The organism is bacterium (Candidatus Blackallbacteria) CG13_big_fil_rev_8_21_14_2_50_49_14, assembly GCA_002783405.1.
Lineage (GTDB): Bacteria > Cyanobacteriota > Sericytochromatia > UBA7694 > UBA7694.
This window is the reverse complement of record PFGG01000075.1, coordinates 227,810-243,664: the sequence shown is the minus strand read 5'-3', so window position 1 is coordinate 243,664 and position 15,855 is coordinate 227,810. Positions and strand designations below refer to the sequence as shown.

General features: G+C 44.9%; 16 protein-coding genes. 13 read left to right on the top strand and 3 right to left on the bottom strand.

What is annotated here, in order from left to right; genetic code table 11:
• Nucleotide 1: 1 nt before the first annotated feature.
• From COW20_22450 to COW20_22430, 5 genes are read left to right on the top strand one after another with little or no spacing between them, the layout of a single operon-like run.
• Entirely contained in the window at nt 2-379 is a 378-nt protein-coding gene (locus tag COW20_22450) for a response regulator (GenBank protein ID PIW45118.1), read from the top strand.
• Nucleotides 376-1,203 carry a chemotaxis protein CheR gene (locus COW20_22445; protein PIW45117.1) on the top strand — a complete coding sequence of 276 codons (828 nt, stop codon included), beginning with the start codon at nt 376-378 and terminating at the stop codon, nt 1,201-1,203. Before COW20_22450 ends, COW20_22445 begins: the two co-directional genes overlap by 4 nt.
• 51 nt (nt 1,204-1,254) lie before the next feature.
• Nucleotides 1,255-1,644 (top strand): two-component system response regulator, encoded by a 390-nt coding sequence (locus COW20_22440; GenBank protein ID PIW45116.1) that lies wholly within the window; start codon nt 1,255-1,257, stop codon nt 1,642-1,644.
• 5 nt (nt 1,645-1,649) lie between these two features.
• A complete protein-coding gene (locus COW20_22435; protein PIW45115.1) occupies nt 1,650-2,138 on the top strand; it encodes a hypothetical protein in 489 nt (162 codons plus the stop codon).
• Nucleotides 2,139-2,147: 9 nt separating this feature from the next.
• Nucleotides 2,148-3,614, top strand: coding sequence for a hypothetical protein (locus COW20_22430; protein ID PIW45114.1), 1,467 nt, complete (start codon nt 2,148-2,150; stop codon nt 3,612-3,614).
• Nucleotides 3,615-3,617: 3 nt separating this feature from the next.
• Here COW20_22430 and COW20_22425 read toward each other — a convergent pair whose 3' ends face one another.
• Nucleotides 3,618-3,998, bottom strand: coding sequence for a rhodanese-like domain-containing protein (locus COW20_22425; GenBank protein PIW45113.1), 381 nt, complete (start codon nt 3,996-3,998; stop codon nt 3,618-3,620).
• Nucleotides 3,999-4,308: 310 nt separating this feature from the next.
• Here COW20_22425 and COW20_22420 point away from each other — a divergent pair, with 310 nt between their 5' ends.
• The 6 genes from COW20_22420 to COW20_22395 all read left to right on the top strand — a co-directional run bounded on the left by COW20_22420 (nt 4,309) and on the right by COW20_22395 (nt 10,937).
• On the top strand, nt 4,309-5,394 hold the full coding sequence (locus COW20_22420; protein ID PIW45112.1) for a chemotaxis response regulator protein-glutamate methylesterase: 1,086 nt from the start codon (nt 4,309-4,311) through the stop codon (nt 5,392-5,394).
• A 118-nt stretch (nt 5,395-5,512) separates the two neighbouring features.
• Entirely contained in the window at nt 5,513-6,037 is a 525-nt protein-coding gene (locus COW20_22415) for a hypothetical protein (GenBank protein ID PIW45111.1), read from the top strand.
• Nucleotides 6,038-6,630: 593 nt separating this feature from the next.
• Nucleotides 6,631-7,116 carry a hypothetical protein gene (locus COW20_22410; protein ID PIW45110.1) on the top strand — a complete coding sequence of 162 codons (486 nt, stop codon included), beginning with the start codon at nt 6,631-6,633 and terminating at the stop codon, nt 7,114-7,116.
• A gap of 27 nt (nt 7,117-7,143) precedes the next feature.
• Nucleotides 7,144-8,895, top strand: coding sequence for a hypothetical protein (locus COW20_22405; protein PIW45109.1), 1,752 nt, complete (start codon nt 7,144-7,146; stop codon nt 8,893-8,895).
• Nucleotides 8,896-8,983: 88 nt separating this feature from the next.
• The gene (locus tag COW20_22400; protein PIW45108.1) at nt 8,984-10,555 is read left to right on the top strand and encodes a hypothetical protein; all 1,572 of its coding nucleotides are present in this window, start codon (nt 8,984-8,986) and stop codon (nt 10,553-10,555) included.
• 112 nt (nt 10,556-10,667) lie between these two features.
• The gene (locus COW20_22395; protein ID PIW45107.1) at nt 10,668-10,937 is read left to right on the top strand and encodes a hypothetical protein; all 270 of its coding nucleotides are present in this window, start codon (nt 10,668-10,670) and stop codon (nt 10,935-10,937) included.
• A 115-nt stretch (nt 10,938-11,052) separates the two neighbouring features.
• On the opposite strand, the gene COW20_22390 is transcribed toward COW20_22395, so the two are convergent.
• Nucleotides 11,053-11,559 carry a hypothetical protein gene (locus COW20_22390; protein PIW45106.1) on the bottom strand — a complete coding sequence of 169 codons (507 nt, stop codon included), beginning with the start codon at nt 11,557-11,559 and terminating at the stop codon, nt 11,053-11,055.
• Entirely contained in the window at nt 11,556-13,313 is a 1,758-nt protein-coding gene (locus tag COW20_22385) for a threonine--tRNA ligase (GenBank protein ID PIW45105.1), read from the bottom strand. Before COW20_22385 ends, COW20_22390 begins: the two co-directional genes overlap by 4 nt.
• A gap of 221 nt (nt 13,314-13,534) precedes the next feature.
• Here COW20_22385 and COW20_22380 point away from each other — a divergent pair, with 221 nt between their 5' ends.
• Together COW20_22380 and COW20_22375 are read left to right on the top strand one after the other, a co-directional pair.
• Nucleotides 13,535-14,734: a hypothetical protein gene (locus COW20_22380; protein PIW45104.1), complete on the top strand. Its 1,200-nt coding sequence runs from the start codon at nt 13,535-13,537 to the stop codon at nt 14,732-14,734.
• Nucleotides 14,731-15,792, top strand: a complete 1,062-nt coding sequence (locus COW20_22375; GenBank protein ID PIW45103.1) for a hypothetical protein — start codon at nt 14,731-14,733, stop codon at nt 15,790-15,792. Before COW20_22380 ends, COW20_22375 begins: the two co-directional genes overlap by 4 nt.
• Nucleotides 15,793-15,855: the final 63 nt, after the last annotated feature.

Sequence of the window (15,855 nt, the reverse complement as noted above, 5' to 3'; positions counted from 1 at the left end):
CATGGCGGTAATGATCGTTGATGATGCTGTGACAGCACGCATGATGACCAAAGCTTTTCTGCAGGATTTGGGTTTTGGCGAAATTCATGCGGCGGAACATGGTGTGGAAGCGCTTGAGTTGATTGAAGAACTGGATGCTCTGGAATTGGTGGTCGTGGATTGGAATATGCCCTATATGACAGGGGTCGAATTTATTCGTGAACTGCGTGCCCGGCCTGAGTTTGGCGAGACAAAAGTTTTGATGATGACGACTGAAACGGGTATGGAAAAGATCATTGAGGCATTGACAGCAGGGGCTGATGAATACATGATGAAGCCCTTTACCAAGGATATGCTGGCCGATAAGCTTCAGATTATGGGAGTAGAGGCTCATTCATGACCCTAAGCTCGTCAGAGTTTGACTATATCCGACATTTGCTTAAAAACGAGTGCGCTATTGTGCTGGAAAATGGCAAAGAGTATCTGGTCGATTTAAGATTGGGTATCTTGGCGGATAATGAAGGTTTTTCTTCGATTCACTCTTTGATTGGACACCTCTCAAAACGGTCAGAACCCGACCTTGTAAAAAAGGTCGTGGATGCGATGACGACCAACGAAACCCTGTTTTTTAGAGATCACAAACCCTTTGAATTATTACAGAAACACTTATTGCCAGAACTTCTTCAAAACCGAGCTTCGTCACGTGAACTCAATATTTGGTCGGCTGCTTCTTCAACCGGGCAAGAGCCCTATAGTATTGCCATGTTGATTCATCAACATTTTCCTCAACTCGTCAATCAGTGGAATCTTCAGATTCTGGCCTCTGATATCTCTTTTACATGTTTAGAATATGCGCGTGAAGCTGTTTATAATCAATTTGAAGTAAACCGTGGTTTGCCAATTCAACTTTTGATTCGCTATTTTGAGCAAAAAGATACGCGCTGGCAGCTTAAACCTGAAATCAAAAATATGGTAAAGTTTCAGGAATTGAATTTGATTCAGACGTGGCCATTTTTACCAAAAATGGATATTATCTTTTTAAGAAATGTACTGATTTATTTCGATTTAGATGTTAAAAAGAAAATTCTTGAAAATGTTCGCAAAGTATTAAAACCTGATGGTTATTTGATTCTAGGTAGTGCAGAAACTACATTGCTGATAGATTCTGCTTTTGAGCGGGTAGAAACCTCTCTGAATGTGAATTGTTATCGGCTTGCGACTTGAGTGAATTAAAAGAGTAAATCATGATTATTGAGTAAAGAATGAGGAGTGTCTATGTCTTTAAAAATTTTAGTTGTAGATGATGCGGTGGTCGCCAGAAAAATGATCAAACGCCATTTGACAGGAAGTCCCTATGAAGATGCGACTATTATTGAAGCCACCAGTGGTGAAAATGGTTTGGAGTTATTTGATGACTCCATGGGTGTGGTTATGAGTGACTGGAATATGCCAGGAATCAATGGACTGGATTTTGTGCGTGAGATTCGTTCTCGTGAGCAGGCCTGGGGGCGTACAGGTGACCAACTGGTTCCGATCATTATGATTACAACTGAGGGAACTGCTCAAAAAGTGAATTTGGCGAAAGATGCTGGCGTGAATGAATATATTGTTAAGCCTTTTTCTGCTGCACAATTGGTCGAAGCTCTGAATAATGTTCTGGAGTAAGTAAAATGAGCAAACAAGAACAGTTTACTGATGCGATTATTCAGTCCTGTGCTGAAATTTTTGAAATGATGTTGCCTTTGAGCATGACGGAAAAAATGCAGCAGAGACCACTTCCCTTTGACCTAAAAACACTTGAGTTTGGCGATGATATGATTGCCTCGATTGGCTTGACAGGGGAGTATAATGGAACTATCTCTCTGTATTTGTCTACTCAAATGGCCTTGGATATGGCCGGATGGTTGATGGAAGATCAATATTCAGAGATGTGTGCCGAGGTTTATGAGTCGGTGGGCGAGATTATCAATATGATTGCCGGTGGTTTGAAAAACCGCATGTCGACCGATGACCATGATATTTTTGATGTAAGTATTCCGATCATGATTTCAGGGAAAGATAAGCAGGTCTTTCATGGAAAAAACAAAGAACATATTGGCGTGCCGATTGATACCGACAAAGGTTTATTTTTTATCGCGCTGGTTCTGGACAGGCATTGATAGTCGATTATGAGTATCTCTTTGCTGGTCGTCTCACCGTCCTATAGTATTCGGGAAATGTTGGCCCGGTATCTGCCCTATGAGGAATATACCGTCTATACTGCGGAATCGGCAGAAAAAGCCTTGTTCTTTTTTGAAAAAATGCCAATTGATGCCGTGGTGATTGAGTTGAAGCTCCAATCAAGCTCTGGTCTTGACCTGCTCGATTGGATGGGGCAGCACCATCCCAATATTCATCCAGTCATGATCTGTGATGATGAAGACGAGGATTTGATTGAGCTGATCCGTACCCGCAAAGCCAGTTATTTATTAAAAAAGAAGTTGAATTTGCTTCAGTTTCGGACCAAATTACAATCCATGTGTAAGTTTAAACGCGGATTGACTTATCAGTTCAATCAGGTCAGTATCTTTGAATTGGTGAAACTGGTTTCATTTTCAGGGCGTGATTACCATCTTTATCTGACCTCTCCTCAAACCCATCAAGAGGGTTTGATTTATTTTGGCCAAGGCAAGGTACAGCATGCCATGTATGGCGAGTTGACAGGTGAAAAAGCCTTTTATGAAATCATGAAAATGAAACGCGGGCTTTTTTCTGAGCTTCAGGTTATGGAGACCGATGATGAAGTGATCACGTCTTCGCTGGATCAGTTGATGGCCAATTCTGCTTTGATTCTGGATGAAAAAAGTGGTCCTGCCCAAGCCCAATTGCCCCCTACTTCCTGTCTGATTGTGTCTGAAGATAAGTATTTGCCTGTCTTCTTAGGGGAACTGTTTCGTTTTCATCAGGAATCCGTTTTGGTAACGAATTGGGTAACGACTTTTGAGTCTGTTCAGGAACAGCTTATGAAAAACCCGGAACTTCTGATTTTGGATTCGGATATGGAATCTCTCAAAGCGAAAAAAGTGCTTGATTTTATTGACGGAAATTATTTGGATACACGGGTGATCTTGATTGGTGCACATCTTCAGGCTTCACTGTCTCAAACCCTGAAACATCCAAATGTGGTGCGCTTTTTTCTGCGTGAACAATACCAGGAATTGGCTGAATTGATTGAACAGACTTATCTTGCTCAGCATTTCAGTGGTGAATTATTAGATTTGGCCTTGTTTGGCGTTTTGCAAATTTTTTCTTACTTCCGCCATCCTCGTTTGCTTGAGGTAACGGATTATTTTTCAGGGCAGGCCGGGCAAATCTTTATTTCGGATGGTGAAGTTTTACATGCCACCTTTGGCGATTATATTGGCCGTGACGCGCTCAAAAAAATTCTGCAGGTCAACTATGGTGTATTCCGTCAGGAAGCTTATTGGGAGCCTGTTACCAAGAGTTTGAATATACCCTTTAACCGCTTGATGATGCACCTCAGCCGGTTTGTCGACGAGAATAATCCTTATCAGATGGCGCGGGATCTTCTCTTGCAGAATGGCGAAGTCATCACCATTCGCTCAGATAAGATACAAGCGCCATCTTCCAAATAAGTGCTAAGTGTTGACTTGGGCGGTTGGGTAGCCTTTTTCGTACCAGGCCAGCATACCATCGGCAAAATTAAAGAGATTTTTAAAGCCTGCTTCAGCCATTTCCTGGCAGGCAATCTCGCTGCGAAAACCGCTGCGGCAAATCACGATATAGGTTTTGGATTTGTCCAGCTTTTCAAGCACTTGATTCAGATTGTTCAAACGAATGGTTTCTGCTCCTGGAATAACGCCCTCTGCCCACTCTTCTGGGCGTCGAATATCCAGAAAAACAGTATTTTCAGGAGGGGTTTGAAAAGCTTGATACACTTGATCCAAATTCATTTCTTGGATGAGAGTTTCGATCATGGAATTCACCTGTGATAACGTTAAATTTTTAACAAAGTTCATGCTTTGAATTCTAGGAGAATGTGAACTTTATGAATTAATGATGAACAAATTGTTAAATTGTATTTTTATTGTAACATTAAGTTCATAAAATACAATAGGGGGTATCCTAATACAGAATAAAAATTTAATTTGATTTTTTATTCTGTATTGTTCAATGAATGGGAGTCAGGTAAGTTCATTGGCGTAGAGGAATAGAAATGCTTGGGTATTGAGCGTAGAGCGTCTGATTAGAATTCATCGATCTTGGGTAAATGCTGAAATGACGGCTTGAAAAAGGATTGATAGCGATGAGCAGGAAATGTGGTAAACGATGTTATTAATTCGTATCTTAGTGGTGGATGATTCTGTCGTGAATCGCCAGATGTTGAAAAAAATTCTTTCAACGGTTCAGGAATTTGAAGTCGTGGCCGTGGTCAGCAATGGAAAATTGGCTTTGGATCGTATTCCTCAACTCAATCCCGATATTGTCATTTTAGATATTGAAATGCCTGAAATGAATGGCTTGGAAACCTTGGCACGGATTCGCCAGCAGTATGATAAGTTGCCTGTGATTATGTTCAGTGCACTGACTGAAACGGGGGCTTCGGTTACGATTCAGGCCCTTTCAATGGGAGCCAATGACTATGTGACTAAACCCAGTATGTCGGCTCAGCACAACCAAGAAGAACTTTCAAGCTATATCTTAGAGGCCTTTGTGCCCCGGATTCGTTCGCTTTATCAGAAATACAAGCCCAAATTGCCTTCAGCAGTGCAGCATGCACCCTTGCGTGAGCCCGTTGCTGAGCGACCTACCTTTGCCGTAAAAAAGGTCTTACAGCGTGTCGATATTGTCGGCATTGGCATTTCTACGGGAGGCCCCAATGCCTTGGCGCAGCTTTTTCCACATTTCCCAGAGGATTTTGCCGTGCCGATTCTGGTGGTTCAGCATATGCCCCCTCTGTTTACCCGTTATTTGGCAGAGCGTTTGGATGGGCTTTCTCAAATTCGTGTGGTAGAGGCTGAAGAAAATATGCTCCTTGAGCCCCGAACAGCTTATATTGCACCAGGGAATTATCACATGCTTTTGCAAACCCGAGAGGGTTCTCCCTGCATCAGTTTGAATCAAGACCCGCCTGAAAACTCCTGCCGACCTGCTGTTGATGTGCTTTTTCGCTCTATCGCCATGACTTTTGGCTCAAGTTGTTTGGGGGTTGTCATGACAGGTATGGGACAGGACGGACTCAGGGGCTGTGAACAGATTTCAGCGGCAGGAGGGCAAATATTGACGCAGGATGAGGCTTCCAGCACAATTTGGGGAATGCCTGGCTATGTTGCCCGTTCAGGTTTGGCGGATAAAATTTTGCCCTTGGATGCTTTGGGACCAGAAATTGTAAAACGGGTTAGATTTCGTCGTTAGCATCCAGTGGTATTTGAGCTGAATTCTATTTTATAATACAGTGTTAAATTGTATTTTTTTTGTCATAATTGTCATAATCGCAAACCAAAAATCAAAGATTAAGGAAGTGGCTTCACACATGAAAGGTACGATCAGTCGTTGTTTGCTTGAAATGGTGGATGAAAAACTTGGAACAGAAACTTCTGCTAAAATTGTTGAAAAATCTGGGGTTACTTCTGGGAATTTGCTCAGAATGAGTTTGAGTGATATTCCGGACTCCGATTTTTTGCAACTTTTTGGTGCAACGCTTGAGGTCACAGGACTTTCTAAAGAGGCTGCGTGCGATCTTTTTGGTGAGTATTGGTGCTGTACCTATGCACCGAAATACTATAGCTTTGTGGTCGAAAAATTTAGCAATGCCAAGGATATGATTTTGGGAATGGACAAGGTTCATACCCAGTTAACCGCGACGATTAAAAATGCACGTCCCCCCCATTTTGAATATATTTGGAAATCTGAGCAGGAATTGGAAGTTACTTATATTTCTGAACGGGGCCTGATCGACGTTTATGTGGGTTTGGCACGTGGCGTTGGCAAGCTGTTTAAAGAGAATCTCAGCGTAAACAAATTGAGTGAAGACAAAGTCACAATTGTTTTTGGCTGATTGAATCACCTAAGCCTCCAGGCCCGCTTCGTGCGGGCCTTTATTATGGGCTGAGTTTTTATTGTTTGTTTTGTGATGGCCCGCATTTATTTTTTGAAAATAGAATACGCGGCATTGTACTTATGTTACATTCTTGATAAAATTACTTGAGTTTTGTGACAAAGTAATTAACTTCTTAAAATTCGTGATTTTTTAGCAGGGGAGTTACAGAGCGTTTCTCTTTGGGTTTTTCTGAGTACTTATAGAAGCTTTTAATAAAAGTTTATAAGATAAGTTTTGTTTTAAGTTAAAAAATGATAAATAAACAAAGTATTCGTAATTTTAAATAGCTATGGTATTCTTGTCTTGTTTTTTAATCTCAGAGGGTTGATTGCATTTTTTTAGGGGCTTGATCCTGTTTTACGCTATGATTGATCCAGGGCAACAACTTTAAGTATAGATAATAAGCAAGTTATTTTGTTGAGGGGGAAGTAGAGACGGGGGACGCTTTTTATGCTGAAAGCGGCTTATCGTTATACGTTACAAGGAAATAATCAAAATCCGTATATTCTGTTAACACAGGCTGCAATGGGTTTTTAATTGGAGGAACAGATTTGAATTTGAGATTTTTTCAAAAAATTGGGTTGAGCATGATGATCGGGACAAGCCTATTTTTGGGGGGGGCGCCGGTTCAAGCTGCAGGCAGTGAAGAAACGATTAAGGCAGCTTTGCTTTTCAATATTATGAAATTTGTTAAATGGCCGTCTTCAGGCAGTTTAAAGGTTTGTGCTGTGGGTTCCAGCGGTATGGCCAGTGCGTTGGAGCAGAAATTGAAGGGACAGAATATCAATGGTCAATCGGTTTCTTTTGCTGTGACGAGTGCTGCTTCTGCAGCGGCTTGCCAGGTCGCCATTTTTGAGGGCGGCAGTGTGCCTGGAAATTTTAAATCTTTACCTGTTTTGACTGTTGGCAATGGGGGGATTGTGTCTTTTTCTGTGGCGGTGGGTAAAGTTCAGTTTTCATTGGATCAAACCACAGCCAAGAAAAACAATTTGGGAATCAGTGCCCAGTTGCTCAAGCTTGCCAAGTCTGTTTACTAATTTTAATAATTCGTTCTGGAGATCTCAATGTTCGAAAAGCTAAATCAACTTCCCGTTTCACTAAAAGTTAAATTGCTGATTGCAATTGGCTTGAGCACGGCTGTGATGATTGCTTTGATTTGTACTGCTTTTCTTTGGAATGAAAAAACAACCTTTCAAACAGTTCTGGAACGGCAAAATCAGGTTTTAGGTGGAATTATTGCAGAAAATGTTGCTGTTTTTCTGGAGTTTGATACCCCCGATGAAGCCAAAAAACTACTTTCAACCTTGAAAGTAGAAGCCAGTGTGATGGCTGCAGCCGTTTATCGCCCAGATCATAAGCTATTTGCCTCCTATCAGCGTAAAGATTCAGATAAGAAGATATTGCCAGCCAGACCTCCTGAAAAGTCTGTTTGGAATGCCAATACGGGTGTTTTGGAGTTGAGTTTGCCGATTATGCTTGAAAAAAAACAAATTGGCCGGGTCTATCTTCAATCCGATTCTGAAAATTTTCGTGATAAATTAATGGCTTCGACGAGCTTTGCGGTTGTACTTGCTTTGGGGGGGCTCTTGATGATTCTGGTTTTGGGCTATTTTATAATGGACTTCTTGGTCAGCCGTCCCTTGAAAAAATCTGCCCAGGTGATAGATGCCATGGCCCAAGGTGATTTTTCTCAGGTTTTGGAAATCCACTCCAAAGATGAAGTGGGCTTAATTGCTGCCTCAATCAACCAGACGATTGTTGGCATTAAACAGGCGACAGGTCAAGACAAGCTGGATTGGCAAAGAATTGCTGAACAGAAGCAACGTGAAGAAGAACAGAAACGCAAGGACGCCGAACAACGCCAACGGGATGAGGAAAGGCGTGTGAAAGACGCTGAGCAGCGCAAGCGTGATGAGGAACAACGCATCAAAGATGCTGAGCAACGCAAGCGTGATGAAGAACAACGCATCAAAGATGCCGAACAGCGTAAAAAAGAAAAAGCGCAAATGCAACGTGATCTGGAGCAGTCTGAGGCCTTGGCTTCGGCTTCAGGTGTTTTTTCTTCATTAAGTCAAAAACTCAGTCAAAATGCGGATTTGACTACCGAGCAGGCAACACAGGTTTCTGTAACTTTTCAACAGATGAACAGTGAATTGTATACGATCGCCAGCAGCATGGAAGAAATGCGAGCCAGTATTCAGGAGATCAACCGCCATGTGGTGGGTGTGAACCAAATGGGGGGCAAGGCTGTGGCTGAAACCCGTGTCACGAACCAGGTGGTCTCTGAATTGGGTGAAAAGAGCCAGAGTATTGGACAGGTGATTCAGTTCATTTCAAGTATTGCCGAGCAAACCAAACTCTTGGCCTTAAACGCTGCGATTGAGGCTGCCCGAGCTGGAGAATTCGGGAAGGGCTTTGGGGTTGTTGCCAGCGAAATTAAATCCTTGGCGAAAGAGACTTCAGAATCAGCCAATTCTATCAGTGGCGAAATCTTTGCCATTCAGGAAGATGTGAATAAAGTGGTGGGTGCGATTGAGAGCATCACGCAGATGATTCAGCAGATCAATGACCTGCAGAGTATGATTGCTGCTGCGATTGAAGAGCAGGCAGCAACGACTCAAACCATTGATACGAATGTTCAGCATGCTGTGGTGGGCAGCCAAAGTATTCTGAAGAGTACGGATAAACTGGTTGAAATTTCACGGGTAACCTCTCAAGGGGCGCAAACATTGAATGACTCAGCTGCGGAATTGGCGGAAATGGCGAACTATCTCCAGGAGCAAAATCAGGCTGAGCGCGAGTTTTCGATTCTCTAAAACACTATAAATTTAAGATCTGATCAGCAACTAAAATTATAAAATATTTGCTTCTTTTTAAAGAATAAAAGATATGGGGTCGTATTGTATGCAAAAAAAATATTTTTTAAAAATGCACAATTGGGTAATGGCGTTTACGCTTCTGACAAGCGGTTTTTATACTTTTCAGTTCTCCGCACAAGCGGCAGATATTCGTTCAAGCGCGACCTTGAGTGAGGTGACGCAGGTTTTAAGTGAAGCCCAGATTAAGGTGTTGACCTCCATTGAACAAGACAAGCTGGAATCTGTTCCAGATGAGATTATGACGCCTTTCAGTACCTATCTTGATTTAAACGTGATTGGGCGTGGTAAATTGGTCAACCTTGACCTGGATCGGATGGCCAATGCGATTGTGGAGTGGGCCAATCAGAGCAAAACCTCTCAGGAAATCAGTGGTTTGATTATTGCCAGTTATCAGCAGGGGCTGTTTGAACCGCAGAAGGAAGAAAACCAGGCGAGCACTTCAGATAAAAAAGAAGACTTGGTGAAAACCAGCTTGGGTGGTTTTTTTGTAGGTGAATTTGAATATCACCAAGAGCCTGATGGTGTGTTTCAACCCTTGGTAGAAATTAACAAGGCCAATCTCTTTTTCTCCGCACAGGTGATGTCACCCCAGGCCCCGAATAACATCTATTTTCTGGCAGAGTGGAATCCCGTACCTGAAGAGGTGGTGCATCAGATTGATTCTTTGAATATTGATGATAATGGCACCCTGAAAACGCTTGAACTTCCCAGTTTAACGGGAAATACAGCCACGAGTGCGACAGATGCTGCGCAGCATGTGCATGAGATGCTCAATGGTCAGATTCCCTTTGAGCGTTTGTATCTGAAAGTGGGCAATCTCTTAGATTCGGGTGTGGAGTTAAGTGTGGGGCAATTTCGGAATCCCTTTGGAATTTGGTCGGATTACACTTCTCACCGCAATTTTACCTCGACCAAAAACAATACCTTGGTCAATGGTTTTGCGCTTAAAAAATTGGAATTGGGCTTGATGGCCAATAAAAGCTTTGATTTGGGTTTTGCCAATAGCAAGCTTGATCTGACGGCTGCCATTGTACATGGCCGACAGGGACGTACTTTTCCGCTTTACCGTGCCGATACGGATACGAATAAGGATTTTGTAGGGCACCTGAGCTTTGAAAACCCTGCGGTAGTGGTGGGAACGTCTGCCTATGTGGGTAATTTGGGCCGAAACCTGGCCTTCGGTGGGGATTTTCTGGTACCCACCAAATATATCAATTTCTCTGGGGAATATGTCTTTCAGCAGAACAACGATGTGAATGCTACCTTTGGAACCCATTTTACCAGTTTTAATACAGCGGCTTCGCACAGTGGCTATTTGCAGTTTGACTTTGCCTTTCTCGATCTTTTAGATGGTTTGGGCATGGATACACTCAGCAAAGTAGCTCGGGATTTGCATATTTATGGCATGTATGAAATGTGGAGTTATTATACCGGGGGCAAACTGTTTAATCAGCCTGAAGTAAAAATCTTCCATGGTTTGCGCCATCAGATCAATAAAAATACCCGTTGGACGATTCTGGAATATGGCCATCTGTTTCACCAGGGCTACGATAAGGGAGATGTTCACCTCTCTTCGCAATTGGAATTTACTTTCTAGATTCTGAGTTGAATGCCCAAGACGGTTTGCTCTCAACAAAAGGGCAAACCGTTTTTCTTTTGCTTAAAAGTTAAAAACGCAACATATTGCAGATAAATCCACTGTGATTTGAGTGGCTGAGTTTACGCTTTTCAAAAAATATGTTCTCCTGAGGTCAGTTCTTCGCAAGGAAATTCAAGCCATTAAAATTCTAATTGTTGATGATTCGATGGTGGCCCGTAAAATCGTGATCAAACACCTTCAAAATCACGCAGACTACCAAAATGCGGAAATTATTGAAGCGGTCAGTGGTGAGCAGGGCTTGGAGAAATTTGACCGTTCGATTGAACTGGTACTAAGCGACTGGAATATGCCGGGCATCAGTGGTCATGATTACAACTGAAACGGCCCTGATCCGTGAGCATTTGGCCCTTGATTCGGGGGTTAACCAGTATGTGACCAAGCCCTATACTTCTGAACATCTGATTGAGGCTCTCAACCGAGCCCTGAATGTTGATTCAGCTTGATCGGCTGAGTTTGGGTTGAAAGGTTTTCAGTTGTAATTCAAGCGATTCGATTTCATGGCCTGCGAAGGGAAAAAGTGGAATTTGCAGCAGGGCGGGTTCTGGGGGCTTAAACAAACGGCGCTGAATAATTCGGGCCGGTTGGTTCAGTTTTAAATTCCAACGTTGGCTGGAAAGATCACTGGGTACCAGCGCTTCGGCCTGCTCCCAATTGGCCGCCAGGCTGAGCAGGGGGCTGTGGTATTCCAGCCCCTCAGAACTCAGATTGAGGCGGGTTTCGCGTAAGGTGGCGCGCAAGAGCCAACCCATGGCTGCAGAAAAAAGCAGGGGCAGGGCCATAATGCCCAAGGCAAGGTATTTATTCAGGCTGGAGGGCAGACTCACTAAACGTGGCAACATGAGCAGATTGAGAATCACGGGCAAGAGAATAAACACCAGGCTGACCGTCACCATGGGGCCTTTAAAGGCTGGGGCGAGCTTCAGTTCCTGTGTTTGGCTCATATTGGATCCGCAAAATCGACAGTGGCTTCGCTTACTATCCGCTCAATCAATTCAGCGATGCTGACAGAGCCTTGATTGCCTTCACGCAGAGCGCGTACTGAAACCGAGCCGGTTTCCATTTCACGATCTCCGACCACCAGCATATAGGGAATCTTCTGCAATTGGGCTTCGCGAATTTTATAGTTCACGCTTTCATTGCGCAGATCCAGATGCGAACGCACACCGGCTGCCAGCAATTGTTTGTGCAGGTCGCTGGCATATTCAATATGGGCTTCGCCCAGGTTGATCACATGGCATTGAATTGGGGCCAGCCAGGTGGGAAACGCACCTGCATAATGTTCAATCAAGACCCCCATAAAGCGCTCAAGGCTGCCATAAATGGCGCGGTGAATCACGATCGGGGTTTTGGCTGTATTGTCATGATCGACATATTTCAGTTCAAAGCGCAGCGGCAATTGAAAGTCGAGTTGAACGGTGGCTGTCTGCCATTCGCGGCCCAGCGCATCTTCAATAATAAAGTCAATTTTCGGGCCATAGAAAGCGCCATCGCCCTCATTGACTTCATATTTCAAATCGGCTTCCTGAATCACTTTGGCGAGACTGGCTTCGGCCTGGTTCCACATTTCCAGCTCTCCCATATAGTCTTCTGGGCGGGTGGAGAGGTAAACCTTGCTGAATTTCATGCCAAAAACCGCATAGGTGTTCTTGGCCATGGTCAGCAGGGTACGCAGTTCGCTTTCGATTTGATCGGGGGTGACAAACAGGTGGGCATCATCCTGACAGAATTTGCGCACGCGGGTCAAGCCTGAGAGCGCGCCTGATTTTTCATTGCGGTGCAGAACACCCTGATCGTGAATGCGCAGGGGCAAATCGCGGTAAGAACGGCGTTCATTTTTGAAGATCAGCATATGACTGGGGCAGTTCATGGCTTTGAGACCGATTTGGGTGTCTTCATCATCAAAGATAAACATATTTTCGCGGTAGTGATCCCAGTGGCCCGAGGTTTGCCAGAGATCCTTGCGGAACATTTGGGGAGTGCCGACTTCGACATAGCCATTGCGCAGGTTGTAATTGCGCATTTTATCGGAAAGAATTCTGAAGATTGTTTGACCCTTGGGCAGCCAAAAGGGAGCGCCAGGTGCGTATTCATGAAACATGACAAGACCCAGCTCTTTGCCCAGTTTGCGGTGATCCCGTTTGGCCGCTTCTTCAAGCTGAAAGAGGTATTTGTCTAAATCTTCTTTGGTTTGCCAGGCGGTGCCATAAATGCGTTGCAGCATGGGGTTCTTTTCGTCACCACGCCAATAGGCTCCTGAAACCTTGAGCAATTTAAAATGCTTGCACTGCTTGGTATAGCGTACATGGGGGCCGGCGCAGAGATCGGTAAAATCGCCTTCTTTATAAATCGAGACCTTTTCATCGGCAATACCGTCGATGATTTCGTGTTTAAAATTCTGACCATTTTCGTCAAACCAGCGAATGGCCTGCTCTTTGTCCCACTCTTCGCGCATGAAGGGGTTGTTTTCTTTGACAATTTCTTTCATGCGTTTTTCAATCGCTTCGAGATCTTCGGTAGTCAGGGCACGGGAAAGATCCATATCGTAGTAAAAACCATCTTTGATCACGGGGCCAATTGCGAATTTGCTGCCAGGAAACAGATCCTGCACGGCATGGGCCATGATATGCGCCGCTGAGTGGCGAATACAGTGCAATTGGTACTGGGGATCTTCTCTGTCGATCATATTCTCGTCCATGGGTCTACCTCTGTGCCAAAACTAAAAATGTGGATTCTCATAATGATTCAGAATACCTTATTTTGTTCCCTGCTTGCAGCAGGATAGAGGCTTATGCTTTTGTTTCCAGGATCCGCCTTGGAGTATAATAGGTAAAGTCTGGAATCTGGTTGTTCCGAACCTTTTGCTTGAGTGTTTCGTGGCAGGTTCTGGCTGAATTGCTATTAATGAGGGAGAGCGCCATGAAAAAGAGTCTTGCTGTTGCACTGGGAGTAGGGGGGATATTGGGAGCGTTTGAACTCTGGTATCGCAGCCGTGATAATAAACCCTGTCTGATGTTACCGGCTCACCGTCATCCTTGGCGGATTCATAACTATGCAGCTGATAAGCGTATTTATCGCACCAATATTCCAATTCGTAACTTCAGTCGCAAATATGAATGCACGGTGGTAGATGTGCAGGCCAAGGTCCGTATTTTAGGCAAAGCCGCTTTGCCTGACCCGGCAGCCCTTCAGATTACGGCGACGATTCGTCCCTGGCATAAGGAAACCCGTGAAGATGGCTATTGGCCAGCATATATCCTCACCCCCCAAAGCACCCTGGAATTTGAACTGGCTGTCGAGTGCAGTGGAGATCTTGAAAGGCTGAAAGAGCTCCATGCCGTGGTGATCGACCTTGACTATATTACTTACAGCCGCCGCAACAAGCTCAAAAAACATGAAGAAATTGTCTTGATTCCTGAACAGCAGGTTTCAGCTTCCCCTGAACCCATCACCGAAGGGGATGTGACCCTGATTCCTGTCAAAACCCATATCCTGACCGATGCCGACAATATGGCAGATGTGATTGCCAAATATGTCAGCCCCATCGCCCAATCTGGGGACGTGGTGGTCATGGCCGAAAGCGTTGTGGCGGTGACCCAACGTCGCTATATGATTCCCGATGAACATGTGCGCCCTGGTTTTTGGGCCCGCCGCCTGTGTTTCTTGGTGCCCAATGTGGGCAGTTTGTCTTCGGCCTATGGCATGCAAAGTGCGATCAATGAGGTAGGGCTGCCCAAGATGCTGACCGGCGTGGCTGTGGGGGGCTTTATGAAAGTCGCTTTTCGTAAGCATGGTTGGCTTTACCGGGTGGCAGGCATGCCCTCTGAGTTGATTGATGATTTAACCGGCACCATGCCCCCCTATGATAAATACATTGTCTTGGGGCCTGCCCATGCCCAGTCGGTGGTCAATGAAGTCAAGGCGCGTACGGGTCTTGAAGCGGCAATTGCAGATGTGAACAATATTCGCCGGGCCGCGATTGTTGCTGCGACAAAAAATGTGGATCCCAAACAATTGGCAGCCAGTCTGTTGAGCAATCCCCATGGCAATTCCGCAGAGCAAACCCCGATCGTGGTCGTGCGTTCTGCCAAAGTTGCCAAGGTTGAAAGCCATTCATGAAGATCCGGCCCGCCCGCAAACGGGATTTTGGGGGAATCAAAGAGATCTTTGAGCTGGCCTTTACTGAGGAATACCAGCAACGCGAAGTCAATATCGTTCAGCGGATTGAAAAGATAGAATCACTCTATCCCTTTGTGAAAGTTTTATCGCTTTTTCCGAATCCCTATCAGCATGTCTTTACCGTGCACGTACTGGAAGAGGATGGGAAAATAGCGGCGATGGCCCAGGTCTCTCCCCGCAATCAGAATCAGACGCGCTGGCATATTGATAATATTGCGGTTCACCCTGATTTTCGCGGGCGGGGTTTGGCCCAGGCTATTTTAAACGGGGTCTTTGATTATTATCTGGCCTTTGGAGCCCTGCGCTTTACGCTTGAGGTAGATACTGCCAATGCCCCAGCGATCAAGCTTTACGAAAAACTGGGTTTTCGTCGTTATTCGACGCTTACCTATTCCAAATTGGCTCCCAAGCGTTTGGGCAAGTTTCGGGAACCCGAAGACACCTTGAAGGTACCTGAAGGCTTGCGGGTTCGCCGCCCCAGTGATACAGAGACCTTGTGGGAGCTCTATCAGGATGCGATTCCCCCCTATATTCGTGTGGTGGAAGAGCGTACTCCCCAGGATTTATCGTTGGGGCCGCTACAACTGGGGGCGGAATGGTTGAAAAAATCTTTGAAGCGTTCACAAGCCCTGCATCTGGTGGTAGAGGATCATCACAAGCGTTTGGTGGGATCCTTGGATATTTTTGCTCAGTTGCGTTCGCTGCCCCATGTGATTCAAATGACAGTTCACCCAGGGCATGGGCATTTGGCTGAGCCTTTGTTGAAATATGCCTTGCAACAACTGGCTTTGGTTTCTGTCAATCCTGTTCTGATTGGCTGTTATGAATGCCAGCGCGCCAAACAGGATGCGATTACGGCTTTGGGATTTAAAAAATTAACGGCAGATTATCTGATGGTACGCGATACCCTAGAGAAATTGGAGCTGCCCACAGGTCAGGAGACGGTCTCGACAGAGGGGTTCTTTAAGCCTACGGTGACCTTTGATAAGCATTCCTGATCTTTTGGGACTTTCGCTTTTATGGTAGTCTGCAAACAGGTCCATTAGACTAAGGAGTGCGCG

Coding starts and splice junctions, on each gene's coding strand:
- COW20_22440 (PIW45116.1), top strand. CDS start 1,255: ATGTCTTTAAAAATTTTAGTTGTAGATGATGCGGTGGTCGCCAGAAAA.
- COW20_22425 (PIW45113.1), bottom strand. CDS start 3,998: ATGAACTTTGTTAAAAATTTAACGTTATCACAGGTGAATTCCATGATC.
- COW20_22385 (PIW45105.1), bottom strand. CDS start 13,313: ATGGACGAGAATATGATCGACAGAGAAGATCCCCAGTACCAATTGCAC.
- COW20_22380 (PIW45104.1), top strand. CDS start 13,535: ATGAAAAAGAGTCTTGCTGTTGCACTGGGAGTAGGGGGGATATTGGGA.
- COW20_22420 (PIW45112.1), top strand. CDS start 4,309: ATGTTATTAATTCGTATCTTAGTGGTGGATGATTCTGTCGTGAATCGC.
- COW20_22445 (PIW45117.1), top strand. CDS start 376: ATGACCCTAAGCTCGTCAGAGTTTGACTATATCCGACATTTGCTTAAA.
- COW20_22415 (PIW45111.1), top strand. CDS start 5,513: ATGAAAGGTACGATCAGTCGTTGTTTGCTTGAAATGGTGGATGAAAAA.
- COW20_22375 (PIW45103.1), top strand. CDS start 14,731: ATGAAGATCCGGCCCGCCCGCAAACGGGATTTTGGGGGAATCAAAGAG.
- COW20_22390 (PIW45106.1), bottom strand. CDS start 11,559: ATGAGCCAAACACAGGAACTGAAGCTCGCCCCAGCCTTTAAAGGCCCC.
- COW20_22400 (PIW45108.1), top strand. CDS start 8,984: ATGCAAAAAAAATATTTTTTAAAAATGCACAATTGGGTAATGGCGTTT.
- COW20_22430 (PIW45114.1), top strand. CDS start 2,148: ATGAGTATCTCTTTGCTGGTCGTCTCACCGTCCTATAGTATTCGGGAA.
- COW20_22450 (PIW45118.1), top strand. CDS start 2: ATGGCGGTAATGATCGTTGATGATGCTGTGACAGCACGCATGATGACC.
- COW20_22405 (PIW45109.1), top strand. CDS start 7,144: ATGTTCGAAAAGCTAAATCAACTTCCCGTTTCACTAAAAGTTAAATTG.
- COW20_22435 (PIW45115.1), top strand. CDS start 1,650: ATGAGCAAACAAGAACAGTTTACTGATGCGATTATTCAGTCCTGTGCT.